Here is a 24,794-nt window from a genome sequence, read left to right as displayed (position 1 = left end):
AAAAGGAGCTATTTGAATAGCTCCTTTTTATTATTTATTATTAGCTAGCTTGATGACTTCAGGCTTGAGAACGCCAATGTAACGCAGGTTACGATAGAAGTTCATAAAATCTAGACCATAGCCTACAACAAACTCGTTTCCGACTTGTGAACCGTAATATTCAACCTCAACGTCAACTTTTCGATTAGCTTCCTTATTCAGTAAAACGCAGCACTTAACGCTTTTAGCACCACGCTTTTGGAGCAAATCCTTCATATATTTCAAGGTTAATCCGGTATCAACGATATCTTCAACGATTAAAACATCACGATCTTTGACATCTGTTGCCAAGTCAGAAATGATTTTTACTTCGCCAGAAGATTCAAAACTATCGCCGTAACTAGAAACGTCCATAAAATCAATTTCTTCTTTGACGTTCATTTCACGCACTAGGTCAGTTAAAAAGAAAATTGCTCCTTTTAACGCACCTATAACTAACGGCTTTTTACCAGCATAATCTTCAGTTAATTGCTTACCCAATTTGACACACATTTGGTGAATATCATCTTCGGTAAACAATTTATGATCAATAATATTATCAATATTGTCGTTTTTCGGCATTTATTTACCCTTCACTTAAAACTCAAAATTCCTAATAAAATCGATTATATCATTTTTAATATAAAAAAGTAGCTCGTTTTAAACTTTTTTAGCAGTTTTGTACCCAAATTACGGACAAAATTGTTAATTTTGCTAAAAGCAGTAGGATTATTTCAGAAATAGCTTAAATTACTGCTTTTTGCTACAATGAAACATAAGGTTTAATAAGCGAAAGGTCAATTACAACGATGGAAAAAGAACAAGAAATAAAAATGCTCAAAGCTTTTTCGGATGCTAATTCAACTTCCGGCTTTGAAGGTGAATTTGTTAAGTTTTTTACTGATACAGTAAAGGATATTGCTGATGTAAAAGTTGATGGGATGCTCAACGTTTACGCTGCTAAAAAAGAAAATCAGGCTGGCCGGCCAATCATTCAGCTTGATGCCCACTCTGATGCCGTAGGTTTTATAACTCAGGCAGTCAGACCAAACGGAATGATCAAGTTTGTTCCGCTTGGCGGCTGGGTTAAATATAATATTCCAGCTTTACGGGTAAAGATTAGAAACCGTGACGGTGAATATGTTCCTGGCGTAGTGGCAACAAAGCCACCACACTTCATGACTGAAGAAGAACGAGACAATGTACCAGAAGTAGAAGATATGTCAGTTGATGTTGGTTCTAGTTCTCGTGAAGAAACAATTAATGACTATAAAATTGATACGGGTTGTCCCATTTTTGTTGACGTCAAGTGCGAATACAATGAAAAAACTGGTCTTTTCTTCGGTAAGGATTTTGATGACCGGTTTGGTGCAGCTGCAATGGCTGATGTTTTGGATAATCTCAACGGCGAAAAAACTGACTTTAACGTTGTAGCCGCACTTTCAAGTCAAGAAGAAGTCGGCTTACGGGGAGCGTATGTAACAGCTAGAAGTATTAAGCCAGACCTAGGGATTGTGCTTGAATCATGTCCAGCAGATGATACATTTACTCCAAAATGGCTTTCTCAGACAGGCTTAAAGCGTGGACCAATGCTGCGTGATATGGATACTTCATTTTTGCCTAATCCAAAATTCCAACAATACGCATGTGAAATAGCGGATAAAAACAATATTCCATATACTCGTTCGGTTCGGACCGGTGGCGGACAAGATGGTGCAGCAATTTACTATGAAAATGGTGCGCCAACAATTGTTATCGGAATTCCAGTGCGTTACGAGCATTCGGCCTACTGCTTCAGCGCATATCAAGACTTTAAGGCCTCAGTTGACTTAACTTGTGCAATTATCCGTGATTTGACTAAAGAAAAGTTGGCTAGTTTTAGTCAATTTTAATTAAATTGCTAGTTAATTGAATAACTTAAAATGTTTGCTTGATATTGTGTTATAATAGACAAAAAGATAAGAAAGTCACTAGGGGTGCCACATTTAGCTGAGAAATACCCTCCGAACCTGAACAGGACAATACCTGCGCTAGGGAAGTGTTATTAAGTATATTAGAGTGCTCCTACTGACTTAGAATGTTAGTTAGGAGTATTTTTATGTTTACAAGATCATCAAAATGGAACGTTAAAGCAATTATCCTGATTGCTTTAATTGGAATTATTATGGGAGTAATCTACACTTATGGATTTAATTGGGCTTACAATTTAATTAAGTTATTACTGCTTCCGACCGGCTTTGCTCCGGTAACAGATACTGTTTTTTCTGGATTATGGCTAATGGCAGCTCCCTTAGCGATGTATTTCGTGCCAACGGTTGGTTCAGGAACAATTGGTGAAACATTGGCAGCAGTTGTCGAAATGGCTATTGGCGGCCAATGGGGCGCAGTAACAATTTTGTCTGGTGTGATTCAAGGTGCAACTAATGAAATTGGCTTTTTCCCGCAAAAAAGTCGTTATCAAGCATTTTCTTGGCAAAGCGTACTAACAGGGGCCTTTTTTGCCGGCCTTGGTAGTTTTATTCCAACGTATTTTTTGTACGGCTGGAGTAAGTATAGCATCCAACTGCAAGTTATCATGTTTATTACTTGTATACTCTCTGCGCTTGTCTTTGACGGCGTTTTGGTAAAATTGATTACTAACTTATTTGATCAGGCATTAAAGCCCAAAATTGCTTAAATTAAAATTAGCACCGCAAAATATTTTTTGCGGTTTTTTTATAAAAAAGACTAAGAAACACAAATTAGTTTGCGAAAATCATGGACGTAGAATTCAATAAAAATTATAATATTCCTTTATGAAAACCAAAAAGTTTTAATAAATAATAAGTTTAAGGAGAATTATGACTACAGAGATAACAAATTGGCGTTCATTAGGTGGCTATGTTAGTTCGGATGGAAGAAAGGTTAAAGAAGGGCTACTTTTTCGTTGTGGTCAACTATTTGATTTAACCGATGAACAAAAAGATCGTGTTCAGAACTACTACAAAATAAAGCGACTGGTTGATTTTCGCGGTGATGAGGAGAGACAAGAATATCCAGACTATCTTTGGTCAGAATTAGATTATGAAATAATTGATGTGCTGAAAGATACTGGCACAAATCAGGCTAGTGTTGATGAAATCGTTTCGGCCAACAGCCATGTTGAACAGGACATGTTGAAAACCTATGAAGAATTAGCATTGGCAGAATCTGCTAAGCAAGGCTATCACGACTTTTTGCTAACGTTAATGACTGATCCAGTTCCAGTTGCCTTTCATTGTTTTGCTGGTAAGGATCGAACAGGGGTAGCTGCAGCCTTAATTTTAAAGAGCTTGGATGTTAGTGAGGAGCAGATTTTTATCGACTACTTAAAAACAATTTCTGCTCGTAAAAAAGCTAACGAAGAAATATTAGAATACTTAAAAGATAAGATGGATCCTAATAACCTCAATGATGTAGCAATTGCGTTAACTGTTGAACGCCAATACCTGGAAAGATACTTTTCAACCGTTAAAAAGCATTACGGTGATTTTGATCACTACTTTACTGACGGCTTGAAACTGCCACAAGATTTTAAAGAGCAAATGCAAAAGAATTACTTGGTTTAACTTAATGAAGTTAGCTGATTGAGCGTGGAGAGAGCAAAAATTATGAACCGAGAAGATTATATTAAAAGTTTGAACCTTGAGCCTCACCAAGAAGGAGGCTGGTTCCGTCAAATATATACTAGTGATGAGCAGTTCTTTGCTCAAGATAGCCAAGCAGATAGATTTTACTACACTTCAATTTATTTCTTACTTGATGATCAGAGCTGTTCCCATTTTCACCGCTTAAACCATGATGAACTATGGTATTACCATGACGGCACGGCGATTACAATTCATTGTATTGCTCCAGATGGTCATTATTATGCAGTTAAATTAGGTAAAAGAATTGACCAAGGTGAAGTCTTGCAATTTAAGGTACCAAAAAACACCATCTTTGCCTCAGAAGTCACGGAGCCAGATAGTTTCTGTCTAGTTAGCTGCATGGTTTCTCCTGGCTTTGACTATGATGATTTTGAAATGCCCCACAAACAAGATTTGTTAAAACAATATCCAGATTATGCTGAAGTAATTAAGCGGCTGGCAAATGATTAAAATGAATAAGAAAACGCCAAATTCTAAAGTTAGAATTTGGCGTTTTTTGATGCTAATTTGGTTTATCAGTTTTTTATCTAATATTTTCGCTTAAAACAGAGTGTACCTTAGTGGTGAGCATGTCGATGGCAACATTATTTTCGCCGCCTTCAGGGATGATAATGTCTGCATAGCGTTTGGTTGGTTCAATAAATTGGTGATACATTGGCTTAACTGTATCTAAATATTGTTCAATGACCGAATCAATCGATCTGCCCCGTTCCTTAATGTCACGCTCTAATCGTCTGATAAAACGAATATCATCATCCGTATCAACGTAAACTTTAATATCCATTAAATTACGAATCTCTTCACTTGCCAGTACTAATATTCCTTCAAGAATAATAATATCGGCAGGCTCGATATGGATAGTTTCTTTGCTCCTTGTGTGTTCTTTGAAGTCGTAAACGGGCATTTCAATTGGCTCGTATTGTAATAACCGATTTAATTGCTCCTCTAAAAGGGGAATATCAAAAGCATCAGGGTGGTCATAATTGATATTCTGTCTGATGTTCATCGGAATACCAGTATTATCTTTGTAATATGAATCTTGCGTCATAATTAAGACGTGTTCATTTTCCTGCATTTGGTCAACAATTTTGTGAGCGATGGTAGTTTTACCGCTGCCTGAACCACCGGTAATTCCTATCACAACGGGTTTTTCAAGTTTAGACATTGAGACACTCCTTTTTATCAAATAACATTTTACTTTACTTTTCCTTGAATTACCAACGGTTAAGGTAAAAAACATCTTTTTCTTCATAAAAAAACCAAAATTTATGGTTTAATCTGTCATTTTTTTCTCTATGATGAAGATGTGAAGAAAATAACTTGGTTGAATTAAATAGGTGAGCAAAATGAATTATAACTTGATGCCGGTCAAATACTTTATTGATGTGGTGCAGACTAACGGCTTTATTTCAGCGGCTAAAAGAAATTATGTCTCTGAAACTGCCGTTAGTTCAGCAATCCATGACAATGTTTACAAAAGCTAACAGCTTTAAGTTATTGATGATATTTTTCTATGTTAGTGTCTTCAAACAAAAACCTTATAATTTAATTTCAACCAAATATACAATCACTAGAGAAAGATTGAAGTTACATTGGATTCACCTTCAACTAAAGCTGCTGTTATCGAATCTGGTTCATATGGAATCTTAGCTTTAAACTTATCACCGAAAAGTAACTTTATAACGTCAAAAAATAGTTAATAATTTTTAATTATATTATTAATTATAGCTAACTTTAAAATATTTCAGTAATTAGAGTGGCTAGTTAAAAAATTGAACAGAGCATTATTTGCGTTATCACGCGTAAATAATGCTTTTTTGTTTCCTTTTAGATAAATTAGCTAATTTTGTTTTAATAAAGTATTGACTCTATTAATGAAAGCGATTACTATTACTTTGATACCGAAAAATGATGATTTATCATTTAATTTTAGAAAAAGGCCGGCTTTAATGCATTTTTTGACCATATTTCTTTTCAAAAAAATACATTTATTTTAAAAAGAGAACCAAAAAGCAAAATGGAATATAAAGAAAGAACTGCTGCTACACAAGCACAAGAATATTTACAGGACTTAATTCAATTTAAATTAGAAAAACCAACTTTACCGGCGCAAAGAGAGGTAGCAGACAACTTAAACGTTAGTCGCAACGCCGTTTTGCACGCGCTGGATAGACTGAAAAGTGAAGATCAGGTTGTAGTAAAGGAACGAGCTGGGGTGGTTGCTAACGCGAAGATCGACATTAACATGCTGGGAATGGAGTCAATGACTGCGGAGTTAAAAGACCAGTCTGTTGCAATCAAACATGTGGCAACGCAAATTATTGCCACACCTAAGCGATTACAGGCTTTCTTTGGCACCTCAGTTAAGCAGGTAATTAAAGTTAGCCGAATAAGACTCAAGTCTGGTATTCCGCTGACCTATGAAATTGTTTACCTTGCTGCCGAAAAATTTGCTGACCTTGCAAAAGTTGATTTTACCAATAAGCCTTTGTATGAATTCTTACAGAAGCGTTATCAGCTCAAACCGGCATACGGAAGAGAGAATATCAGCTGCTTTTTAGCTGATGAAAATATTAGTGAAGTCTTAAAGATCGCACGAGATACGCCATTATACTGTGTTAATAGTTTTAATTATTTAGAAAGTGATGAACCACTGGAAGCAACCACCCAATATTTGATTGGTAGCAGTTTTAAATATCATTTTATTGCTAACAATATTTATGATTACCGCGAGGAAGAATAGTGCTTTTTAAAGAAATTTATACTGACTTGGACGCAAAAATTGCTGCTGGTATTTATGCTCCGGGAAGTAGTTTGCCAACCGAAGCCGAATTGCAGCAATTCTACCAAGTAAGCCGAACCACGATTAGGAAGGCTGTTGATCAGTTAGTGGCGGCCAAAAAAGTGGTTCGCAAAAAGGGTAGTGGATTATTCGTTGCACCAACCATTTCAAAGCAGAATATCTTGGAAATGACTGGTGTTATTAAACCACTATATTTAGACTCATCAGATATGATAAAATTTAAAGATAGTTATTTAAGATTAGTTGGCCCATATTATGCCGACATTTTTAAGATTAGTTCTAATGAACTTTTATACTATATTTCATTTATTACCCTGATTAAGAATCAGTTGGCTTGGGAAAAGCTGCTACTTCCGTTAGCATTATTTCCTGATTTTGATCCCAGTTGCTTAAAAGTAACCTCAATTATTGAAGCTGTTGCTGCAGGCAAAGAGCGACCGGAAAACCTGTTTCAGGATTTTCAGTTAATTAAAGCAACCGATGAGGTCAGCAAGCAGCTGCGGATTAACAAACAAGGTCCTGTTTTTAAGACGACCAATCTTTTTTCAACTAATGATAGCAAAATTGTAGCTGTTGAGTACCGGCTGCAAGATGCTTTAACAACTAAGTACTCAATCGATTTTAATTAATGGAGGAATAGAAAATGATTAAGCTTGTAAGGGTAGATCACCGGCTGGTTCATGGTCAAGTCGCTGTTTCCTGGTTTAATAGTTTGGACGTTAATACCATTTTTGTCGTAAATGATGATGTGGCGCATGATGATTTTCGTAAATCAGCGATTAGACTGGCAAAACCGGAAAATTCAAAGTTGGTCATGAAATCAGTGGATGACAGTATTAAAGCAATTAATTCTGGTGTAACTGATAAATATAAAATGTTGATCGTAGTGGAATCAGTTGCGGATGCTTTTAAACTGATTAAAGGCACTGGAGATAAGATCACTGGTTTAAACCTTGGTGGCACCAAGCCGAGAACAGATACTAAAAATTATTCCAAAACCATCAACTTGACTTCGGAAGAAGCCGATGAGTTGACGGAATTACAAAATGATGGTGTTGAGGTTTGGATCCAGCAGGTTCCAAGCGATGATAAACAAGAATTTCATAAATAAAGTGTGGGAGCTAAGTTATGAATGTATATTTGACTGCAATTATTTTGGCATTAATTGCAATGTTGGGAAATGGTGAGTATTTCTTAGGCTCATCAATGCTATCTAGGCCACTGGTTACATGTACGTTGACCGGTTTGGTGCTGGGAAACCTGCACCAAGGAATAATAATGGGAGCAACTCTTGAGCTGGCTTTTGTTGGTTCCTTTTCTATTGGCGCTGCGATTCCACCAGAAATAATTTCTGGGAGTGTTTTAGGAACAGCATTTGCCATTGAAGCTGGTAAGAGTACGGCAGTTGCTTTGACACTGGGGATTCCAATCGCCTCATTAGTTTTAGTAATTAAGAATTTATGCTTTATCTTTATTTTGCCGTACTTCGTTCACCGTGCTGATAAGTATGCCGAACAAAGTGACGGTAGCGGAGTGAGTCGGATGAATGTCCTCGGCGGCTTTTTCTCCGTCAACTTACCAATCGGGCTTGTTGTTGGCATTTCCTATGTGTTAGGTAGTCCAGTAATTAAAGGAATCTTAGCAGTAATACCGCAATTTATTATTAATGGGTTAGGAATTGCCACAGGTTTGCTGCCAGCATACGGTTTTGCCTTATTAATGAAAATGATGATTAACAAGAAAAATGCCACTTTCTTTATTATTGGCTTTGCTTTAGCAGTTTACCTTAAGATTTCCGTTACTGGCGTTGCCATCTTCGGTGCTTGCTTAGCCCTTATTTTAACCGGCTATTCAGCCTTTAAGGGTGAGCCAATGGTTAATGCAGCGACAAGTTCAAATAGTGGAAAAGAAAATACTGATGATGGAGGCATTGATTATGAAGATGAAGAATTCTAAGCTACTCACCAGAAAGGACTTAATGAAAACCTTCTGGCGCTCGTTTACGATGGAATGGGCTTGGAATTATGAGCGTCAAATGAACTTAGGTTACGCTTATTCAATGGTTCCAGCCTTGCGTAAGATTTACGGTAAAAACAAGGAAAAATTAAAGGCAGCTTATCAGCGGCACCTTGAATTTTACAATGTAACACCTTGGCTCAGCACTTTTCCATTAGGAATTTCGATTGCCATGGAAGAGCAAAATGAACTTGACCCTGACTTTGATGCCGCTTCGATCAACAACATTAAAGTTGCATTGATGGGCCCATTAAGTGGAATCGGAGATTCCTTCTTTTGGGGCACATTGCGAGTTATTGCAACGGGAATCGGAACTTCGCTAGCCTTGCAAGGAAATATTCTTGGTCCAATTCTCTTTTTACTGATATTCAATATCCCCGCTTTATTAGCACGTTACTATGGCCTATTTGTTGGCTACAATGTTGGTTCATCGTTTATCGATAAGGTTCAAAAAACCGGTTTAATGGATAAACTGACCTATGGTGCTTCGGTCTTAGGCTTAGCGGTTGTCGGCGCGATGGTGGCGACAATGGTCACACTCAAAATGCCGTTAAAGATTGGTAGTGGTGCAGAGGCAACAACCGTTCAAAAGATTTGTGATGGAATTGTTCCTGGTATTCTGCCATTACTCTTTACCTTCTTTATCTTCTGGTTAGATCGTAAAGGTTGGAAATCACAGTATATTTTGCTGTTGATTGCTGCCATTGGTATTTTTGGTGCTTGGTCAGGACTGTTAGGCTAAGTTGATTAGGGAGTTATTTAAGTGAAAAGTATTGAAGATTATGTGCACTTAGAACCTGCGTATTATCAAGACGTGTTAGCTAATTATCACCAACTGTTTGGTAAGTATTTTACAGCTTCAGAAATAGCACAAATTGATAGTGTCACAATCTATGCTACCGGCTCAAGCTCGAATGCGGCATATGGCGCTTTGCCTTTTATGAGTAAGGTGTTAGGAATGCCGGTGCAAATTGAGGAGCCGTCAATTGCAGAAAACTATTTGTTGAATGTTAAGCAGGGCACGCTTTGCATCGCAATTTCTCAAGGTGGGCACAGTTACTCAGTAGTTAAGCTGGTTCAGCGATTGCAAGAGTTAAACCAGCGGGTTTATACCCTTACTAGTGAAGCTGATAGCCCGGTGGCACAAGTGAGCCAAAATCTCTTAATGATGGGGATGCCGGTTGAAGAAATGCCATATGTTAGTGCCGGCTACAGTGTGGAAATTCTGGATCTAATGTTAATTTCGCTGACGATTGCTAAAAACAAAGGACGAATTTCGGCCGATCAATTTGACCAGATTTTTACCCAGATTAACAATGTAATCCACCAGCTGCCCGAGGTTATTAAGCGTTCTTCAGCTTGGGTTGGTAAAAACTTAACTCAATTTAATAAGGCAGAGAGATTGCAATTTATTGGTTATGGCTCCGCATATGGTGTTAGTCGTGAAGGTGAAACAAAGACGACCGAAGCTGTTCGGATTAGCTCTTGGGGTAAGGAGCTAGAAGAATACATGCATGGTCCGTATTTAGGACTAATGCGTGAGGATTTTATTATCTTTCTAGAGCCTAATGGTAAATTACAGGAACGCGAAGAGCGGTTGAAAAAATTCTTACGCCAGCACGTAGACCATGTTTATACCATCTATGCCAATGAAGCGGCTAATGAACAAGAAAATGACTTGGATCTGAAAGTGAAAACGGATGAATTGCTAACGGCATTATTTATGACTGTGCCTGTTCATCTGCTAGCATATCGGCTATCACAGGAAAAGGGTAATGATTTAGAACATTCGGCTTATCCTGATTTTGATCAGATTACAGCGTCAAAAATATAAGTAAAACAACAATAATAGTGAGGAATAAAAAATGCGTAAATTTGATAAACAAAAATTAATTACTAGTATGAATGGAGCACTCGAATTAAGAGGCAAGATTAATGAAATCATTGATCCATTATTTAAAAAAGGAATTACAAACATCTGCTGGTTAGGTATTGGTGGTACCTATGCTTCAGGGATGCAAGCTAACATTAATATGAAAGAAAAAAGTGCCCTTGAAACTTTTTACCAAAATGCCGCTGAATATATCGTGACTGGCAATAAGCGCATTACCGATAAAACGCTAGTTGTTATTTCTTCAGTAACGGGTAATACTAAGGAAATGGTTGACGCAGTTAAGAAATTAAACGAGGTAGGCGCCACAATTTTAGGCTTTATGGATGATCCTAAGGCTAAATTGGCAGCAGATCTAACTTATTGCATTTCTTATCCAGAAAACGAGCAATTGAAGTTCTTTATGGTTGGGGATCGTCTAATGTACTTGAATGGTGAATTTCCGGACTATGATGAATTTTATGAAGAAATGGATAAACATTTTGCTGAGGATATTGCCGAAATTGGAGTTAAAGCAGACGACTTTGCTAAGGACTTTGCTTTAAAGCATCACGATGATGAGATTCATTACTTTGTTGGTGCAGGTAATCAATGGGGCGCAACATACTCATACGCAATGTGCTATTGGGAAGAGCAACACTGGCTTAGAACACGTGCCGTTGAAGCAGCAGAATTCTTCCATGGCATGTTTGAAATAGTTGATCGTGACACACCAGTTACTGTTTATGTTGGAGAAGATTCTCAAAGACCACTCAGTGAACGTGTTGCTAAGTTTTTACCAGAGATTTGTGGTAATTACACTATTATCGATGCTAAAGATTATGACCTCCCTGGCTTTTCAGAGAAATATCGTGGGACCCTGTCACCATTTGTTTTCCATGCAATTAATAATCGGATTGATGTCCACATTGAACACATTAACCGGCACCCAATGGACATTAGACGCTATTATCGTGCGTTAGACTATTAGGAGCGGAAAAATACTAATGGTTGGAGTTTTAATTTGTACACATGGCAGTGCTGGACAGGAATTGCTGAAATCGGCAGAAATGATTTGTGGCCAGCAAGAAAATTGCCAAACAGTCAAGTTTACAGACGGTGAGTCGCTTGATCAACTAGAGCAAGAATTGGAGCAAAAAATCACTGCTCTTTCTGGCAAAGTTATTTGCTTAACTGACTTAAAAGGTGGAACATCATTTAATACGTTAGTTCGAATACTGGAAAAAAATCCGGCAATTGAAATTGTTACCGGAGTTAATATCCCAATGCTGTTAGAATTATTGCTTAATCGTGACCAATTCCCGCTTGATGACCTGATAAAAATGATTCTAGAAGCCGGTAAAAGCGGTATTTATCATTTTCAGCCTACACCGGCTAAGGATGAAGATGAGGAATTTTAACTAAAGAATAAGGTAGATTGATACGACCCCGAAGTTAAGGTAAATTTGGGGTCGTATTTTGATGGCAAAATTATCTAAGCAAGACATGGTTTTGGAAATTGCTACAAGGTATTGTGTTTAACCAAATTTTAGCAATTACAGGCAAATGCTGAAAAAGCGATTTTATCATCAAGTTCATTTAGTTGGCAGCAAATAATAGCAAAGAAAAATGCGTCCCTTAAGGATTATTTTTTATCCTTAGAGATGCATTTTTTATAACACTAAATATGCAAAATTTTTACTTTAGATATTTATCAAACCAGTTCAACGTTTCTTCTAATCTCTTAATCCGTCTGTTAGGAGCACCTTTCCTTGATAAGTCATGATTAGAACCTTGAAAGACTACTAATTTAGTTGGGACATTACGTAATTTCAATGCTTGGAACATTTGATAAGCATCAGGAATTGGACAGCGAAAATCATGATCTGAATGTAAGAATAACGTAGGAGTAGTCACATTATTGACATAGCGAAGAGGTGAGTGGAACCAAAGCTTATCAATATCGTCAGAATGTAAATCATCTGTGGCCATTTGATCGTTTACGAATTCAGGACCAATATCTGAAATGTACATTGCTGTCCAAGAAGCAATGCTGCGCATGCTGACGGCAGCACTAAAGCGGTGAGTATGACCAATAACCCAATTAGTCATAAAACCACCATAACTTCCGCCTGCTAATCCAAGCTTTTCTTCGTTTATCTCTGGAACTTGCTTTAAGACTTCATCGGTAAATAACATTAAATCATCATAGTCCACAGTACCATATTTACCGCGCACGTCACCATATTCATCTCCCCAACCTTCAGAACCGATGATATTAGTAAAGAAGGCAAAATAACCAGCACTAGCCAGCATTTGCATTTCGTGGAAAAAGCCATCGCCATAAGTAGCGCGGGGACCACCATGAACTTCTAGAATAGCCGGATATTTGTTACCTTCTTGGTAATTCAGCGGATAAAGTACCCAGCCATAACGCCAATCGCCATTATGATCCTTATAATCAATTTGCTTTGGCTTTGCCACATATCTGTCTTTCAAAAATTCGTTAAAATGACTAAGTTGTTTGACCTGTCCATCTTTTTCAAATTGGTAGAGTTGCTGCGGACTTTGTGGACTATTTGCGATAAATTGTAAATGATCGCCTTGAAAGGCTAGGGAAGTAATTGAGCCATTCCACTTGCCAACTAGTTCTGTTTTCTCACCGTCAAACGTATAAATTTCATTATGAGTCGCAATTGTAGCAACAAAATAAAGTTTGTTATCGTGGACAAAAGTGGTTTTGCCTGGTACTACTTCCATGTCATGGATGACAATATTGGATAAGTTATGATCCCATTCTTGCACGAGCTGCATTTCATGAGTATCTTTAAGCAAATGATAAAAATTAGGGTTCTCTTCAATGCCATATTTTTCATTATCGGTGGCTGCTAGATATAATTCATCATTTAATAGCGCCACTGCACTTATAGACCAAGTTTCAGGCTTAAGCAATTCTTGCAGCTTTTTTTCAGTAAAATCATATTCATAGAGACCTTTTTGAAATGGTTGATGATTTTGATATTGCGCACCGCTCAAGAACAGGTGGCCATCTTGGTACCAAAAATTGCTGACTTCAAAATCTTTTGGTACTAATGAGTGCAATTCTTTGCTTTTTAAATCAAAAATAAAAAGTTGATGTCGTTTACCATTTACATTCCCCTCAGCGTTGGTCCAATAAGGTACTTCAGTTACTTCGTGCCAGGGTAAATCACCATCAGTTTCTGTTAAAAATGTCGTACCTGATAAGAGTAATTGCTTTTCTTGTATTACTTCTTGAACTGCCAAGCTTCGCTTTTCAAATTCATGAACCAAGGTCAAATCTCGGGTATCAGTGTTTAATTTAAATAATTGCGTCTTTTGCTTATCATTTACCGTTGTAAAATACACGTTCGGTTCTTGATCAAAGACAAAAGCCGGATAAGTGTCGGTAGTTAAAATAGTAGATAAGCCGTCTTTACCATTTTGCTTAACAAGTGACCACTGATATTTATCCAAATCATCAAAATTAGGATCAGCAGTTTGGAAAATACTATTATTGCCTTGTGTCTTCAAACCTCCTGCATTTGTTAAGTTTAATAAGTCTTTTGCTGTTAATCCTTGCATGTTAGACCTCCATTTTAGTTAAAAAGCAAGATTAATAATTTATTAAATTCTAATTTTGGAAGTTTGATTTGTCAATTTTATTTTTAAATAATGTTTAGCAATGTCAGCGTACTATTTCAAATTCGGTTTACTAGTAGAAAAGTTACGTTAAAGGTAATTAGGTGTAATTTTACGTATCATACTGTGAAAAACTCCCATTCTTGGCTTGCCCTAAAGAAAAAGCTGATTTTTCCCAGAATTTTTTGCTATTTGTTCTATTTTGGGGAAATCGTGCTATTATATTCGCATAAGAATATTTTGTTATTTGATTTGTTTGAGGCAAAAAAAATGAGTCTAATTAATCCAGTAATTGATCGTATTGTTTGTATTGCCGTCATTGTTTTGGGTGTAATCGAATTAATTTACAGTGTTAAATACGCCAAAACAATCTTTACTAAGGGAACTAACAATGCATTTTCATTGATTGCAGTTGTATTTGCCTTTTTCTTTGGCTTTGCCCTTTTGGGAACAGGAGTGTCAGGCTTTTTTCAATTATTTTTCTAAAATAACCGTAGCTACTAAAAATTCATTTATTTTTCATTGTAATTTATGTTAAAGCTAAAAGAAAGTGCTATCATAAACGTTAGGAAGACTATAATTTTTTACGATTGTGAGGTATAAAGATGTTATTGACTGAAAATTTATCCACGCTACTTAAAGGAAATTACGTTGTGATGATAGCAGGAATTATTCTTTTGGTTTTAGGTGTCGTTGAACTTTTGTTAAGTATTAAAAATATGAGAAATCTTAAGAAACCGAAGGGGCAAGTTGGGTTTGCACCAATTTCGATGGTAGCTGCTTTATTCATCGGTGTTTTCTTAGTTCTTGTTGGACTTATGTTTTTAGTTGCCAGTTTATAAGTTTAAAGGCCAATTTGAGACGCAATTTACTTTTAAAATAAAAGACGGAAAATATTTTAAATAATCTTTAGTTTTAAATCGAAAGCGCTAACTTAAAAGTGCTATAATAGAATAAATCTTATGGATACATTTAGGAGGAACATACTATTATGGCAGAACAAACAATTATGTTAAATTGTAGCGCTGGAATGAGTACTTCATTGTTAGTAACGAAAATGCAGCAAGCAGCGAAGGACCAGGGCATTGATGCTAATATCTTTGCTTGTCCAGCTTCTGAGGCACAACAACATATTGAACAGGATCATCCAGATTGCGTTTTGCTTGGACCACAAGTTCGTTATATGGAAAGTGACTTTAAGAACAAGGTCAAGGGCCAAGGTAAAGACGGCAAGGATATTCCACTTGCTGTAATCGATATGCGTGCATATGGCATGATGGACGGTGTTCAGGTTTTGAAACAAGCTGAAGACTTAATTAACGGTTAACATAGGGGATAATAATGGCAGAAAACAAAACTACTGAACAAGAAGAACAAGCAACTTTAGAATCAGCTATGGGCTTAATTGCCAATGGTGGTAATGCTAAGAGTTTAGCTTTTGAAGCAATTCGGTTAGCTAAAAAGGGTGACATCGATGGTGCCCGGGCTAAGTTGAAAGAATCTGACGACTCATTAACTGAAGCACATAATTCGCAAACAGGAATGCTTACTAAAGAAGCTCAAGGTGAACATACTAAAGTTACTTTGTTAGTAGTTCACTCGCAAGATCATTTAATGAATGCAATTACTTTTAGAGATTTAGCAGGCGAAATGGTCGATTTATATGAAAAATTATACGAAACTGGTACTTTAAAGAAATAAGCAATCAGTTACGCGATAATGATCGAAACAAAAAAACGAAGTTGTTGGTAACTTCGTTTTTTTGTTAGTTTTAATTAGCTCTAATTTAAGCTAAATCTGCACCATTTGAATTGATGACTTTCTTGTACCAGTCAAATGAGTCCTTGCGTGAACGTTTCAATGTTCCTTCACCAGCATCATTTTTATCAACATAGATAAAACCATACCGTTTATCCATTTGACCTGTTCCAGCGGATACAAGATCAATTGGTCCCCAAGGAAGGTAGCCCATTAAATCTACGCCATCAAGTTCAACTGCTTTTTCCATTTCTGAAATGTGCTTTCTCATGTAGTCGACACGATAATCATCATGAATTGAGCCATCTTTTTCGACCTTATCATAAGCACCCAAACCATTTTCAACAATAAATAGTGGTACATGATAGCGGTCAGTTAAATGATTCAAAGAAATTCGTAAACCTTCAGGATCGATTTCCCAACCCCAATCACTGCGTTCTAGCGTTGGGTTTTTAGCAATAGCCTTGGATAAGTCATTTAATTCATCAGGCTTAACTTTTTCGGCAGAAACAGTGGTTGATTGGTAATAACTAAAACCAACGTAATCAACTGTTCCTTCTTTTAGAACTACACGATCTTCATCAGTAATATCGGGTCTGTAGCCATTACGTTCGATGTATGCCTCAACTTCTTTTGGATATTCACCAAAAACGTGAACATCTGAGAACCAATCACGTCTTTGCTCAAATTTGTCGGCCAGCAGAACATCATCTGAAGACGGGGTAAGCGGACGAACTGGTGAGTAATTGATCATACAACCGATTTGGAAGTCAGGATTAATCTTATGACCAATTTTGACTGCCAAGGCTGAAGCAACTAGTTCGTAGTGTGCAGCTTGGTACATAGCAGCTTCTTTTTCTTTATCTGTTAACCCGTTGAGAATAATGCCAGAGTTAGTGGCCATTAAGAAGTCTTCGGTGTATGCTGCTTGATTGTCGATTTCGTTAAAAGTCATCCAGTATTTGACACTGTCCTTATAGCGCTTAAAACAAACAGTTGCAAACCGGACAAAGAAGTCGATCAGTTTACGGTTAGTAAACCCATGATATTTTTTGACTAAATTAAATGGGATTTCAAAGTGCGACAAAGTAATTACTGGTTCGATGCCGTAATGATGACAGGTAGCAAATAAATCATCGTAAAACTTCAAACCCGCTTCATTTGGCTGTTCGTCATCGCCGTTAGGAAAAATTCTCGTCCAGGCAATTGAGGTTCTAAATGCCTTAAAGCCCATTTCAGCCATTAATTTAATATCTTCTTTGTAGTGATGATAAAAATCAATTGCACTGTGGTTAGGATAGTTTTTCCCTTCAATGACACCGTCAGTAATTTCACGTGGCTTAGTGGCTGAACCGACAGTCATGACATCGGCAACTGACATGCCTTTTCCGTCAACATTCCAAGCCCCTTCTAACTGGTGGGCAGCAACTGCACCACCCCATAAAAAGCCGTCTGGCATTTTTGCTGAGTACATTGTTATCTCCTTTTTATTGTATTATGCTGATAGCGCTAACAGATCTATTTTATACCAAATAAGTTTAGTCAAGCAAGTTAATCTCGGCTAGCTTTAATTAAGATATTAGGGATATAATGAAATAATATATGCATAAGTGTTAGGGGAATAAAGAATGTTGAATAAATTTCAATCAAAGAGCGTTGCCGAAAAGAAAAAAGTAGACAGTATTAAATACTTATATTTTAGTCGCTATTTAATGCTCCGTTATATCGTGATAATTTTTTTATTTACTAACCTTTTCTGGTTATTAGTTTTAACTCAATACCAGAGGTGGCTAGGAATTATTATTTCAGGAATAATGACGATCTTAGCAGCAATTGCCGCTATCGAGCAGCTAACTAAAATGCACAATCGGAAGCGGGATGTTCCTGCTACCAGGTATTATTTTTGGCTTCAAATCGGGGTCAATGCCGGTTTAGTCTGCTGTGCATTTTCGCCGCTAAAAGACCAATTATTCCCGTTTTTATCTAATATGAGTTCTGTGTATTTAATTTGTGCATTTTTATTAATTGGTATTCTTTTATGCTATCTTTGCGAGCGGCGAATTCGGAGTATTAGGGTAGGCAAAGATAAATATCAAAAACTAATAGCTACTTTCAAAAAAAATAATTGAAAAATGATTGCTTTTATAATGAAAATGCTTACAATAAATATATAACTAATTCAACAATATGAATTAATTATAGAAGGGAGTTATTAATATTATGGCTGATACTACAAAAAAGCCGTTAAAAGATAAGATTGGTGAAATAGCCGGTAAGTTTGCCGCAACACGTTTTGTTAGGGCAATCATGGATGCGGGCTACAGCGTTATTTCATTTTCAATTGTCGGAGCATTTTTCTTAATCCTGACTGTATTGTCTCAGGTTATTAAAATACCTGCTTTTATGAGTTTTTATGCAAATACAATTGGGCGCTTTTCAGTATTATTTAGTTCTGTTTATAATGCCACGATGGGAATTATCGCCCTGGTATTTTCAGGGACCTTTGCCTATTCGTACACTAAAATTTATCACGATGAGGAACACATTAATCTAATTCCAATGAACGGATTGATGATGTTCTTAATGGGCTTTTTCATTACCGTAGCTGAATTGGTCTGGAAGAATGGCCAAATGCAATTTGTTCAAGTTTTTACCAAAACCAAAATGGTTGCTAGTGGATATGAGGCCTCTGCTAGTGGTATTTACCGGATTGGTGCTGTCGGTATTTTCATTGGCTTGGTTATTGCCTGGCTGACTGTTCAAATCTATCGCTACACCATTAAGCATAACTGGCAAATAAAGATGCCGGCTTCAGTGCCATCGGGAGTATCCAATTCCTTTAGTGCCTTGATTCCGTCATTTTGTGTTGCAGTCGTAGTTGCTGCTTTAAACGGGGCATTAGTTATTGCAGGCACGGATATGTTCAACTTACTGTTCATTCCGTTCTCGTTTATCAGTGATATTGCCGACACCTGGTGGGGCTTCTTGATCATTATCTTCCTGATTCACTTTTTATGGTGGTTCGGGATCCACGGAGCAACGATTATCAGTTCTTTCTATATGCCAATTATTCTTGCCAATATGCAAGATAATGCTCTAAGAGGAGGCCATCACTTTTTTGCCGGCGATCCGACCAATGCATTTATTACGATCGGTGGTTCAGGCGCGATGCTTGGTGTGGCCATTTGGTTAGCCTTTCGGGCTCGCTCGGCACAATTAAAAGAATTGGGGAAAGTGGAAATTATTCCGGCAATCTTTAATATTAACGAACCGTTAATTTTTGGCTTACCAATTGTTTACAACGTAGATTTATTTATTCCGTTTGTTTGTGCACCGCTTGCTTCGGGGATTATTGCATATTTAGGCATTGTTTCAAAATTGGTCCCAGTAATCAGAGTCCAACAACCTTGGCCGACACCAGTTGGCTTGAGTGGCTTCATTGCTACAACCAGTTGGCAAGGCGGCGTTCTTTCAATCGTCTGTGCAATTGTTGCTTTTCTTGTTTGGTACCCATTTATCAAACACTATGACAACACTTTATTAAAACAAGAACAAGAAACAGCAGCTGCTGAATAAACTTTAACATAGATAAAAATTCTGTCTGAAGAGAAGTTAAACTAGCAAATGATGGTTTAGCCTAAACTCTCAGGCAGTTTTTTATTTTATTTTTGGTAGCGCTTTACTATTAGCTGAAAGGTGCTAAAATAACTTTAATTTTAGCAAGAAAGTGTGAATGAAATGATTACTTTTGGCAAGAAAATGAATTTTCGCCCTTTAGTGATATCGTTAGCTTATTTTTTATTGGCTAGTTTGATTGCTTGGGATGTTTTAGCAATAGTTAATTCTCAAAATAAAAATTGGGCTTGGGTAATTGGCCTTATTTTCTTCGCTTTGGTAGCCTTTGGTTACTATCCAAATGTTTTACCTATTGAGTTTAATTATTGCGAGATTTCAGCTAAAAAAATTCGCTATTATGATCATGGCAGTTACTGGAATCGCATTAAGATGATCTTTCTTGGCAAGGCAAGTCCACTGAAAGAGATTGCGACTAGTGAAGTTGTTGATGCGAAATTTTTAGGTAAAAAAAGCTTGGTTAAGATGGCACCAACAATCTTTTATCCGATGATTTTGATTTATTTTGTTGGAATTATTTCAAGTGTAAATAACTTATGTGGTTTTCAATTGAAACTTGCAGACGGGCGAGAAATCACCTTGTCACTATCACGTGATAAGATTTATGAACCAGAGAAAACCATTAACCAGTCGGAAAAGGCTCTTGAGTTAATTAATCAAGGTTATACTTTGAGCAAATCATAAAACTGCTTGTTTTTAATTTGATAATCAATATTTTAGTAATTAAGGCGCTTACTGGATATAATAAAAGTGTAACAATATTATATATTTGGGAGGCATTTTTAGATGAAATATCCTAAGACAAAAGAAATATTAAACCAACTTGTTGCTGACTTAACGCAATTACATATGGTAGTTCACCAACACCACTGGTATATGCGGGGCAATCGGTTTATAAAGCTGCACCCATATTTAGATAAAGTAATGGATGAATTAGCTAATCAGCTAGATGAAGTTTCAGAGCGGCTGATTACACTGGATGGCTCACCAGTTTCTACTCTGAGTGAAATTGCCGAGAAGACCAATATTAAAGATGAAAAAGGTAATTGGGACGAGACAATTGATGAGCGCTATGCCAAGATTATTGCGGGGTACCACTATCTTGATGACTTATATCGCGAAGGCATTAAGGCCAGCGATGAAGAGGGCGATTATGCCACTAATGATTTGCTTACCGGCTTTTTAGCTGAAGTAGAGAAACGGATTTGGATGATGTCTGGTGAAATTAATAAAGCACCAGAAATCGATCCTGAATAAGCTATGAAAATACTAAAAAAGGCAGTTTAATTAAATTGCCTTTTTTTGTGTCTTCTTTTAGGTTGATCTTTGCTATAATGAAATTAAATTGTAGTGTTAGTAACGATTGTGAAGAAAGCAAGAGCAATGGATAAGAAACAGCAGGATGAACTAAAAAATAAAGCAGCAATTAGGGCAGCAGAATTAGTAGAGCCAGGGATGAAATTAGGTGTTGGCACTGGTTCAACAATTGCCTTTTTCATTGATGCATTAGGGAAACGAAAAAAAGAAGAGGGACTTGACTTAGAAGCTATTGTTACTACTTCAAGCAGAAGTAAAAAACAGCTTGAAAAGTGGGGCTTTACGGTTAATGAATTAGCAGAAGTGGATCAGTTAGACTTGACAATCGATGGGGCTGATCGAGTTGACGTTAACTTTGACGGTATTAAAGGTGGCGGTGGCGCCTTAACAATGGAAAAAAATGTCGCCGCTAATTCGGAAAAAGTGCTGTGGATTGTTGATGAGTCGAAGTTAGTCGATCGTTTAAGCGGCTTTCCGTTACCGGTAGAAATTTTACCGATTTCCTGTGAACAAAATTTTCGGCGTTTTAGAAATGATGGCTTGAATCCGTCTTGGCGAATGGATGGCAATAAACGGTTTGTCACGCATTATGGCAATTATATTGTTGATTTAAACGTTGATCCAATTCCGATTCCGCGTGGATTAGATGATTATTTAGATAAAGTGGTTGGTGTTGTTGAAACTGGCCTATTCCTTGATATGTGTGATGAAGTAATTATTGCTCGTTCAGATGGCGAAATCGAAGATCGCGAAAAATAAAAGAGTAACATGGTAAATTGATTAGTATGAATCCGTCAAACGTAATCTGTTTTGACTGATTCATATTATTTTTTCAAGGTAAAAAGACAATCGTTAAATAGATTTGGTATGATGGTCTTATATCTTTCAAGGAAGAGGAATTTCGATGACTAAAAAACCTTTGATTATCAGTACTGACCCCGGCATTGATGACGTAGTAGCAATTACTATTTCATTATTTGCAAACGATCTTGATGTTAAATTGATTGCTGCAACTTGGGGCAATGTTCCTTTGGCTAAAACATTACTCAATGCTTTAAAATTGGAAACTTTCTTGGGAACAAAAGTGCCAGTTGTTTCTGGAGCTAGTCGTCCGTTATTGCGTGAAGCAATTGATGCATCGGACGTCCACGGTAAAAGTGGTTTGGCTGGCTATGACTTCCCGGAGCCAGATAAGTCATTACTTAAACCAGGAATTGCTGCAGATGCAATCCATGAAGTTGTAACTAACAGCCCAGAAAAAGTAACTTTAATGCAAATTGGTCCAGCGACTGATTTTGCTCTTTATTTTAGACAATACCCGGAAGATATGGCTAAGATTGAGCAGTTAGTAATTATGGGCGGTGCGATTGGTCGCGGTAATTGGGGCCCATACAGTGAATACAACGTAGCTGGTGATCCCGAAGCAGCCCAGATTGTTTTTTCTAGTGGTATTAAGATCTTGCTTGCTCCACTTGAATTGGGGCATGAAGCTTATGTGACCCAAAATACCCTTCAGGAAGTCAAAAAATTGGGCAAAACCGGTGACATGCTTTATCATATTCTAACTAATTTACATGATAAGACCGCAAATGATGGTCGTGAAATTTACGATGCTTTAGCTGCGGGAATGTTAATTAACCCGGATATGTATACCTTCAAGCCGGCCCATGTTGTTGTTGATACCAAGAGCCCATATGCCTATGGCGCTTCGCTGATCGATTTTGATAATTTCTTTGACAAGCCAGTTAATGCAGAAGTAGGGGTAGAGATAAATCAGGCTACATTTGCCCATTGGTTTATTGAAGCAATCAAAAAAGCAGAATAATTGAGGAGAAAAATGGCAGATTTCGTTTATCGGACTGTGATGCACGATATAAAACAGAATATTTTAGATAATAAGTATGATGGGATGCGCCTTCCTGATGAGCGAAGTCTTGCAGAACACTACCAAGTGAGCCGCTCTTCAATGAAGCGGGCAATGGAACTTTTATCTCAGCAAGGGATAGTTTTTAAAAAGCGTGGTAGCGGGACATTTATTAACCCTCTTTATCTGAAAAACCAGTCACTATTTCGCTATGAAGGGTCGAATTTAGGTTTAACAGATAGCTTAAAAGTTCCAGGTAAAAAACAAGGAATTAAATTGTTAGACTTCAATGTAGTTAAAGCATCGGAATCGATTAGGCAGGATTTATTTTTAAATGAAGATGATTTTGTTTATGAATTTCGGCGCCTCCGCTACCTTGATGCGCAGCCATTTTTAATTGAAACCGGCTATGTTCCTATCAAAATTGTGCCGGAATTAAAGCCGGAAAACTTACAGAAATCTTTGTTTAACTATTTGGAAGATACTCAAAATAAGGTGGTAACCAAAGCATTTCTCAATATTACGGTTGAGCCTTCGAGTAAGGAAGACCAGGAACGGATGACATTAAAGATAACCGAGCCGGTGGGTGTTATAGAAGGTATTTTCTTTCTTGATGACGGCACGCCGTTTGAAGTTTCAACAATGCGAATTCATTATCAATACATGAGATTCAACACATTTGTAAATTTGAATAAATAAAAAACGAGTATCAAAATAATATGAAACAAGTCGATTAGTTGGTAATAATTGTTTGTTTTTGAATAAAGAGTGAAATAATATCTAGGTTTTGAAAAGATACTAGAAAAAGGACGCTGAATTAATTGTTCAGCGTCCTGTTTTAGTTTAAAAATATTTTTTCAAAAATTTTGGATACATTTTATCTAAAAAAGAAACTAACTATTTTTAAATTGGCGTAAATCCGTAATGGGCCCAGAATAGACAAAGTTCAAATTGATCTTCTTTGTATTTGTACCCAAAAGCTGCAATAAATTTTGTTGCTCACAAGTTAAATGCAAATGTTCTAAAGCAATCGTTGCTTGAATGTACATCACTAATTTTCCTGTATATGCCAGCGGGTGGTCATGACAGTCGAATTTGCGCATTACCAGGCCAATTGCATCACGTATTTTGCGGTATTTACCAATATTTAGCTCATTATAGATATTGTTGAAAAAACTATTATAAAATTGTTCTAATTCTTGATAAACCTCTTTATCTAACTGTTTATTCTGAATAGCAGAATGGTTAGTAAAAAAGATTTGCATGACCTCACTTCCTTAGCACCGGAATAATTTGCGTACTCGGTGAAAAACAACTTTGCATTTCTTGTGACAAAGGTGTGTCTGTGATCAACACGTCAATTTGTTCAAGGGGAATAGACATAAAAGGAGAAGTGTTTTGACTGTTAAACTTGTATTGCTCTGCAACCACAACGACTTGCTTTGCTCTAGAGGCGGCGAGTCTGGTCAACTCAGAATCACTCATTCTATTCGAATATATGCCATCTTTTTTAACATTTGAAGTTCCAATAAAAGCGGTGTTAAAACTCATTCGTTCCAACGTTTTTAATGAAGTCACAGAGTAACTAAAGCGATGTTCTTTATCAATTTTTCCACCTAATAACCGTACAGCAGGCATTCTTGATTGCATCAATTCTAGGGAGTTATCAATTGAATTGGTGACAATCTGGATATCGATACCATTAATGAGTTCGCATAGTTTTTTTAGGGTAGTGGAAGGACCAATAAAGTCGCATTGGTTAGGGTGAACAAAACGTTGGGCCATCTGAGCCATTTTAGTTTTAATGGGTGAATCAATTTGGTTTCTTGTTAAAAAGTTGGGCACGTCATCCTGATTATTTGCCAGCAGACCACCATGAACACGGATAGCTTGTCCTGTTGAGGTTAAGCGCAACACATCACGACGAGCGGTATCAAATGAAACATTAAAATAATTAGCTAAATCTCTAGTAACTAAATGGTGTTTCTGATTCAATAACTGCCTAATTTCATGAATTCGTTCTTCTTGTGTCATTGCCATTTCTCCTAAAAATAATCTAGCATTCTTTTAAATGGTAATTAATGAAATATTCAGTATATAGTTCTTATTTTAAGTACTTATCAGTATTTGAGCAACTAAATACTTAAAAGCTGCTTATTCTAAAGCCGATTAAAATTACCTTTTGAC

Annotated in this window: 30 protein-coding genes and 1 riboswitch; of the genes, 24 read left to right on the top strand and 6 right to left on the bottom strand. The window is 36.9% G+C overall.

The genetic code is table 11. From position 1 onward, the window contains the following. Nucleotides 1–30 precede the first annotated feature (30 nt). Nucleotides 31–600 carry a hypoxanthine phosphoribosyltransferase gene (gene hpt / locus J3U54_RS08850; RefSeq protein ID WP_103751952.1) on the bottom strand — a complete coding sequence of 190 codons (570 nt, stop codon included), beginning with the start codon at nucleotides 598–600 and terminating at the stop codon, nucleotides 31–33. Between the two features lie 227 nt (nucleotides 601–827). Between hpt and J3U54_RS08845 the strand changes: the two genes are divergently transcribed. The 4 genes from J3U54_RS08845 to J3U54_RS08830 all read left to right on the top strand — a co-directional run bounded on the left by J3U54_RS08845 (nucleotide 828) and on the right by J3U54_RS08830 (nucleotide 4,136). Next, entirely contained in the window at nucleotides 828–1,910 is a 1,083-nt protein-coding gene (locus tag J3U54_RS08845) for a M42 family metallopeptidase (protein WP_267385778.1), read from the top strand. 70 nt (nucleotides 1,911–1,980) lie between these two features. Beyond that, a riboswitch (TPP riboswitch) is annotated at nucleotides 1,981–2,072 on the top strand. A gap of 44 nt (nucleotides 2,073–2,116) precedes the next feature. Then, on the top strand, nucleotides 2,117–2,695 hold the full coding sequence (locus J3U54_RS08840; RefSeq protein WP_103751954.1) for an ECF transporter S component: 579 nt from the start codon (nucleotides 2,117–2,119) through the stop codon (nucleotides 2,693–2,695). 163 nt (nucleotides 2,696–2,858) lie between these two features. Further along, the gene (locus J3U54_RS08835) at nucleotides 2,859–3,605 is read left to right on the top strand and encodes a tyrosine-protein phosphatase (RefSeq protein WP_103751955.1); all 747 of its coding nucleotides are present in this window, start codon (nucleotides 2,859–2,861) and stop codon (nucleotides 3,603–3,605) included. Nucleotides 3,606–3,647: 42 nt separating this feature from the next. Next, nucleotides 3,648–4,136, top strand: a complete 489-nt coding sequence (locus J3U54_RS08830) for a cupin domain-containing protein (protein WP_103751956.1) — start codon at nucleotides 3,648–3,650, stop codon at nucleotides 4,134–4,136. 73 nt (nucleotides 4,137–4,209) lie between these two features. Here J3U54_RS08830 and udk read toward each other — a convergent pair whose 3' ends face one another. Next, entirely contained in the window at nucleotides 4,210–4,851 is a 642-nt protein-coding gene (gene udk, locus J3U54_RS08825; protein ID WP_103751957.1) for a uridine kinase, read from the bottom strand. 181 nt (nucleotides 4,852–5,032) lie between these two features. Here udk and J3U54_RS08820 point away from each other — a divergent pair, with 181 nt between their 5' ends. From J3U54_RS08820 to J3U54_RS08780, 9 genes are all read left to right on the top strand, one after another. Further along, on the top strand, nucleotides 5,033–5,170 hold the full coding sequence (locus tag J3U54_RS08820) for a helix-turn-helix domain-containing protein (RefSeq protein ID WP_228706329.1): 138 nt from the start codon (nucleotides 5,033–5,035) through the stop codon (nucleotides 5,168–5,170). 533 nt (nucleotides 5,171–5,703) lie between these two features. Next, complete coding sequence (locus J3U54_RS08815; protein WP_103751958.1) at nucleotides 5,704–6,429, top strand: GntR family transcriptional regulator; 726 nt, start codon at nucleotides 5,704–5,706, stop codon at nucleotides 6,427–6,429. After that, nucleotides 6,429–7,118 carry a GntR family transcriptional regulator gene (locus J3U54_RS08810; protein WP_228706330.1) on the top strand — a complete coding sequence of 230 codons (690 nt, stop codon included), beginning with the start codon at nucleotides 6,429–6,431 and terminating at the stop codon, nucleotides 7,116–7,118. Before J3U54_RS08815 ends, J3U54_RS08810 begins: the two co-directional genes overlap by 1 nt. 14 nt (nucleotides 7,119–7,132) lie before the next feature. Further along, the gene (locus tag J3U54_RS08805) at nucleotides 7,133–7,600 is read left to right on the top strand and encodes a PTS sugar transporter subunit IIB (protein WP_103751960.1); all 468 of its coding nucleotides are present in this window, start codon (nucleotides 7,133–7,135) and stop codon (nucleotides 7,598–7,600) included. Between the two features lie 17 nt (nucleotides 7,601–7,617). Then, complete coding sequence (locus J3U54_RS08800) at nucleotides 7,618–8,445, top strand: PTS mannose/fructose/sorbose/N-acetylgalactosamine transporter subunit IIC (RefSeq protein ID WP_103751961.1); 828 nt, start codon at nucleotides 7,618–7,620, stop codon at nucleotides 8,443–8,445. Then, complete coding sequence (locus J3U54_RS08795) at nucleotides 8,426–9,247, top strand: PTS system mannose/fructose/sorbose family transporter subunit IID (RefSeq protein ID WP_103751962.1); 822 nt, start codon at nucleotides 8,426–8,428, stop codon at nucleotides 9,245–9,247. Before J3U54_RS08800 ends, J3U54_RS08795 begins: the two co-directional genes overlap by 20 nt. A 21-nt stretch (nucleotides 9,248–9,268) precedes the next feature. Further along, entirely contained in the window at nucleotides 9,269–10,339 is a 1,071-nt protein-coding gene (locus J3U54_RS08790; protein WP_267385776.1) for an SIS domain-containing protein, read from the top strand. A 31-nt stretch (nucleotides 10,340–10,370) separates the two neighbouring features. Then, entirely contained in the window at nucleotides 10,371–11,366 is a 996-nt protein-coding gene (locus tag J3U54_RS08785) for an SIS domain-containing protein (RefSeq protein WP_267385775.1), read from the top strand. Nucleotides 11,367–11,382: 16 nt separating this feature from the next. Continuing rightward, nucleotides 11,383–11,796, top strand: coding sequence for a PTS sugar transporter subunit IIA (locus J3U54_RS08780; RefSeq protein WP_267385774.1), 414 nt, complete (start codon nucleotides 11,383–11,385; stop codon nucleotides 11,794–11,796). 277 nt (nucleotides 11,797–12,073) lie between these two features. Here the strand turns inward: J3U54_RS08780 and J3U54_RS08775 are convergent, their stop codons facing one another. After that, a complete protein-coding gene (locus J3U54_RS08775) occupies nucleotides 12,074–13,978 on the bottom strand; it encodes an alpha/beta hydrolase family protein (RefSeq protein ID WP_267385773.1) in 1,905 nt (634 codons plus the stop codon). Between the two features lie 327 nt (nucleotides 13,979–14,305). Here J3U54_RS08775 and J3U54_RS08770 point away from each other — a divergent pair, with 327 nt between their 5' ends. From J3U54_RS08770 to J3U54_RS08755, 4 genes are all read left to right on the top strand, one after another. Beyond that, the gene (locus J3U54_RS08770) at nucleotides 14,306–14,521 is read left to right on the top strand and encodes a hypothetical protein (RefSeq protein WP_267385772.1); all 216 of its coding nucleotides are present in this window, start codon (nucleotides 14,306–14,308) and stop codon (nucleotides 14,519–14,521) included. A 119-nt stretch (nucleotides 14,522–14,640) separates the two neighbouring features. After that, entirely contained in the window at nucleotides 14,641–14,877 is a 237-nt protein-coding gene (locus J3U54_RS08765; RefSeq protein WP_220220833.1) for a hypothetical protein, read from the top strand. A gap of 149 nt (nucleotides 14,878–15,026) precedes the next feature. After that, entirely contained in the window at nucleotides 15,027–15,362 is a 336-nt protein-coding gene (locus J3U54_RS08760) for a PTS sugar transporter subunit IIB (RefSeq protein WP_103751969.1), read from the top strand. 14 nt (nucleotides 15,363–15,376) lie between these two features. After that, a complete protein-coding gene (locus J3U54_RS08755) occupies nucleotides 15,377–15,736 on the top strand; it encodes a PTS lactose/cellobiose transporter subunit IIA (RefSeq protein WP_103751970.1) in 360 nt (119 codons plus the stop codon). A gap of 85 nt (nucleotides 15,737–15,821) precedes the next feature. On the opposite strand, the gene J3U54_RS08750 is transcribed toward J3U54_RS08755, so the two are convergent. After that, nucleotides 15,822–17,267 carry a 6-phospho-beta-glucosidase gene (locus J3U54_RS08750; protein ID WP_103751971.1) on the bottom strand — a complete coding sequence of 482 codons (1,446 nt, stop codon included), beginning with the start codon at nucleotides 17,265–17,267 and terminating at the stop codon, nucleotides 15,822–15,824. Between the two features lie 154 nt (nucleotides 17,268–17,421). On the opposite strand from J3U54_RS08750, the gene J3U54_RS08745 reads away from it, so the two are divergent. From J3U54_RS08745 to J3U54_RS08715, 7 genes are all read left to right on the top strand, one after another. Then, the gene (locus J3U54_RS08745) at nucleotides 17,422–17,922 is read left to right on the top strand and encodes a PTS cellobiose transporter subunit IIA (protein WP_267385770.1); all 501 of its coding nucleotides are present in this window, start codon (nucleotides 17,422–17,424) and stop codon (nucleotides 17,920–17,922) included. A gap of 91 nt (nucleotides 17,923–18,013) precedes the next feature. Continuing rightward, complete coding sequence (gene celB, locus J3U54_RS08740; RefSeq protein WP_267385769.1) at nucleotides 18,014–19,369, top strand: PTS cellobiose transporter subunit IIC; 1,356 nt, start codon at nucleotides 18,014–18,016, stop codon at nucleotides 19,367–19,369. A 153-nt stretch (nucleotides 19,370–19,522) separates the two neighbouring features. After that, nucleotides 19,523–20,110 (top strand): hypothetical protein, encoded by a 588-nt coding sequence (locus J3U54_RS08735; RefSeq protein WP_267385768.1) that lies wholly within the window; start codon nucleotides 19,523–19,525, stop codon nucleotides 20,108–20,110. Nucleotides 20,111–20,212: 102 nt separating this feature from the next. Further along, nucleotides 20,213–20,683 carry a Dps family protein gene (locus tag J3U54_RS08730; RefSeq protein ID WP_103751975.1) on the top strand — a complete coding sequence of 157 codons (471 nt, stop codon included), beginning with the start codon at nucleotides 20,213–20,215 and terminating at the stop codon, nucleotides 20,681–20,683. 126 nt (nucleotides 20,684–20,809) lie between these two features. Then, on the top strand, nucleotides 20,810–21,502 hold the full coding sequence (rpiA, locus tag J3U54_RS08725; RefSeq protein ID WP_103751976.1) for a ribose-5-phosphate isomerase RpiA: 693 nt from the start codon (nucleotides 20,810–20,812) through the stop codon (nucleotides 21,500–21,502). Between the two features lie 145 nt (nucleotides 21,503–21,647). Continuing rightward, nucleotides 21,648–22,568 carry a nucleoside hydrolase gene (locus J3U54_RS08720; protein ID WP_220220836.1) on the top strand — a complete coding sequence of 307 codons (921 nt, stop codon included), beginning with the start codon at nucleotides 21,648–21,650 and terminating at the stop codon, nucleotides 22,566–22,568. 12 nt (nucleotides 22,569–22,580) lie between these two features. Next, a complete protein-coding gene (locus J3U54_RS08715) occupies nucleotides 22,581–23,306 on the top strand; it encodes a GntR family transcriptional regulator (protein WP_267385766.1) in 726 nt (241 codons plus the stop codon). Nucleotides 23,307–23,500: 194 nt separating this feature from the next. Here the strand turns inward: J3U54_RS08715 and J3U54_RS08710 are convergent, their stop codons facing one another. Together J3U54_RS08710 and J3U54_RS08705 are read right to left on the bottom strand one after the other, a co-directional pair. Next, entirely contained in the window at nucleotides 23,501–23,872 is a 372-nt protein-coding gene (locus J3U54_RS08710; RefSeq protein ID WP_103751979.1) for a bacteriocin immunity protein, read from the bottom strand. Nucleotides 23,873–23,876: 4 nt separating this feature from the next. Continuing rightward, nucleotides 23,877–24,641 carry a DeoR/GlpR family DNA-binding transcription regulator gene (locus tag J3U54_RS08705; protein ID WP_220235202.1) on the bottom strand — a complete coding sequence of 255 codons (765 nt, stop codon included), beginning with the start codon at nucleotides 24,639–24,641 and terminating at the stop codon, nucleotides 23,877–23,879. Nucleotides 24,642–24,794 lie beyond the last annotated feature (153 nt).

It is taken from the genome of Lactobacillus sp. B4007 (assembly GCF_026535895.1).
Classification (GTDB): Bacteria; Bacillota; Bacilli; order Lactobacillales; family Lactobacillaceae; genus Lactobacillus; species Lactobacillus panisapium.
This window is presented reverse-complemented; position numbering and strand designations above follow the sequence as displayed.

Bases quoted from the DNA above. Each gene is read 5' to 3' on its own strand.
- J3U54_RS08775 (WP_267385773.1), bottom strand. From the start codon at position 13,978: ATGCAAGGATTAACAGCAAAAGACTTATTAAACTTAACAAATGCAGGA.
- J3U54_RS08710 (WP_103751979.1), bottom strand. From the start codon at position 23,872: ATGCAAATCTTTTTTACTAACCATTCTGCTATTCAGAATAAACAGTTA.
- rpiA (WP_103751976.1), top strand. From the start codon at position 20,810: ATGGATAAGAAACAGCAGGATGAACTAAAAAATAAAGCAGCAATTAGG.
- J3U54_RS08780 (WP_267385774.1), top strand. From the start codon at position 11,383: ATGGTTGGAGTTTTAATTTGTACACATGGCAGTGCTGGACAGGAATTG.
- J3U54_RS08705 (WP_220235202.1), bottom strand. From the start codon at position 24,641: ATGACACAAGAAGAACGAATTCATGAAATTAGGCAGTTATTGAATCAG.
- J3U54_RS08750 (WP_103751971.1), bottom strand. From the start codon at position 17,267: ATGTACTCAGCAAAAATGCCAGACGGCTTTTTATGGGGTGGTGCAGTT.
- J3U54_RS08805 (WP_103751960.1), top strand. From the start codon at position 7,133: ATGATTAAGCTTGTAAGGGTAGATCACCGGCTGGTTCATGGTCAAGTC.
- J3U54_RS08795 (WP_103751962.1), top strand. From the start codon at position 8,426: ATGAAGATGAAGAATTCTAAGCTACTCACCAGAAAGGACTTAATGAAA.
- J3U54_RS08785 (WP_267385775.1), top strand. From the start codon at position 10,371: ATGCGTAAATTTGATAAACAAAAATTAATTACTAGTATGAATGGAGCA.
- J3U54_RS08820 (WP_228706329.1), top strand. From the start codon at position 5,033: ATGAATTATAACTTGATGCCGGTCAAATACTTTATTGATGTGGTGCAG.
- J3U54_RS08730 (WP_103751975.1), top strand. From the start codon at position 20,213: ATGAAATATCCTAAGACAAAAGAAATATTAAACCAACTTGTTGCTGAC.
- J3U54_RS08840 (WP_103751954.1), top strand. From the start codon at position 2,117: ATGTTTACAAGATCATCAAAATGGAACGTTAAAGCAATTATCCTGATT.
- J3U54_RS08715 (WP_267385766.1), top strand. From the start codon at position 22,581: ATGGCAGATTTCGTTTATCGGACTGTGATGCACGATATAAAACAGAAT.
- J3U54_RS08830 (WP_103751956.1), top strand. From the start codon at position 3,648: ATGAACCGAGAAGATTATATTAAAAGTTTGAACCTTGAGCCTCACCAA.
- celB (WP_267385769.1), top strand. From the start codon at position 18,014: ATGGCTGATACTACAAAAAAGCCGTTAAAAGATAAGATTGGTGAAATA.
- J3U54_RS08770 (WP_267385772.1), top strand. From the start codon at position 14,306: ATGAGTCTAATTAATCCAGTAATTGATCGTATTGTTTGTATTGCCGTC.
- udk (WP_103751957.1), bottom strand. From the start codon at position 4,851: ATGTCTAAACTTGAAAAACCCGTTGTGATAGGAATTACCGGTGGTTCA.
- J3U54_RS08815 (WP_103751958.1), top strand. From the start codon at position 5,704: ATGGAATATAAAGAAAGAACTGCTGCTACACAAGCACAAGAATATTTA.
- J3U54_RS08845 (WP_267385778.1), top strand. From the start codon at position 828: ATGGAAAAAGAACAAGAAATAAAAATGCTCAAAGCTTTTTCGGATGCT.
- J3U54_RS08835 (WP_103751955.1), top strand. From the start codon at position 2,859: ATGACTACAGAGATAACAAATTGGCGTTCATTAGGTGGCTATGTTAGT.
- J3U54_RS08720 (WP_220220836.1), top strand. From the start codon at position 21,648: ATGACTAAAAAACCTTTGATTATCAGTACTGACCCCGGCATTGATGAC.
- J3U54_RS08760 (WP_103751969.1), top strand. From the start codon at position 15,027: ATGGCAGAACAAACAATTATGTTAAATTGTAGCGCTGGAATGAGTACT.
- J3U54_RS08800 (WP_103751961.1), top strand. From the start codon at position 7,618: ATGAATGTATATTTGACTGCAATTATTTTGGCATTAATTGCAATGTTG.
- J3U54_RS08745 (WP_267385770.1), top strand. From the start codon at position 17,422: ATGTTGAATAAATTTCAATCAAAGAGCGTTGCCGAAAAGAAAAAAGTA.
- hpt (WP_103751952.1), bottom strand. From the start codon at position 600: ATGCCGAAAAACGACAATATTGATAATATTATTGATCATAAATTGTTT.
- J3U54_RS08755 (WP_103751970.1), top strand. From the start codon at position 15,377: ATGGCAGAAAACAAAACTACTGAACAAGAAGAACAAGCAACTTTAGAA.
- J3U54_RS08765 (WP_220220833.1), top strand. From the start codon at position 14,641: ATGTTATTGACTGAAAATTTATCCACGCTACTTAAAGGAAATTACGTT.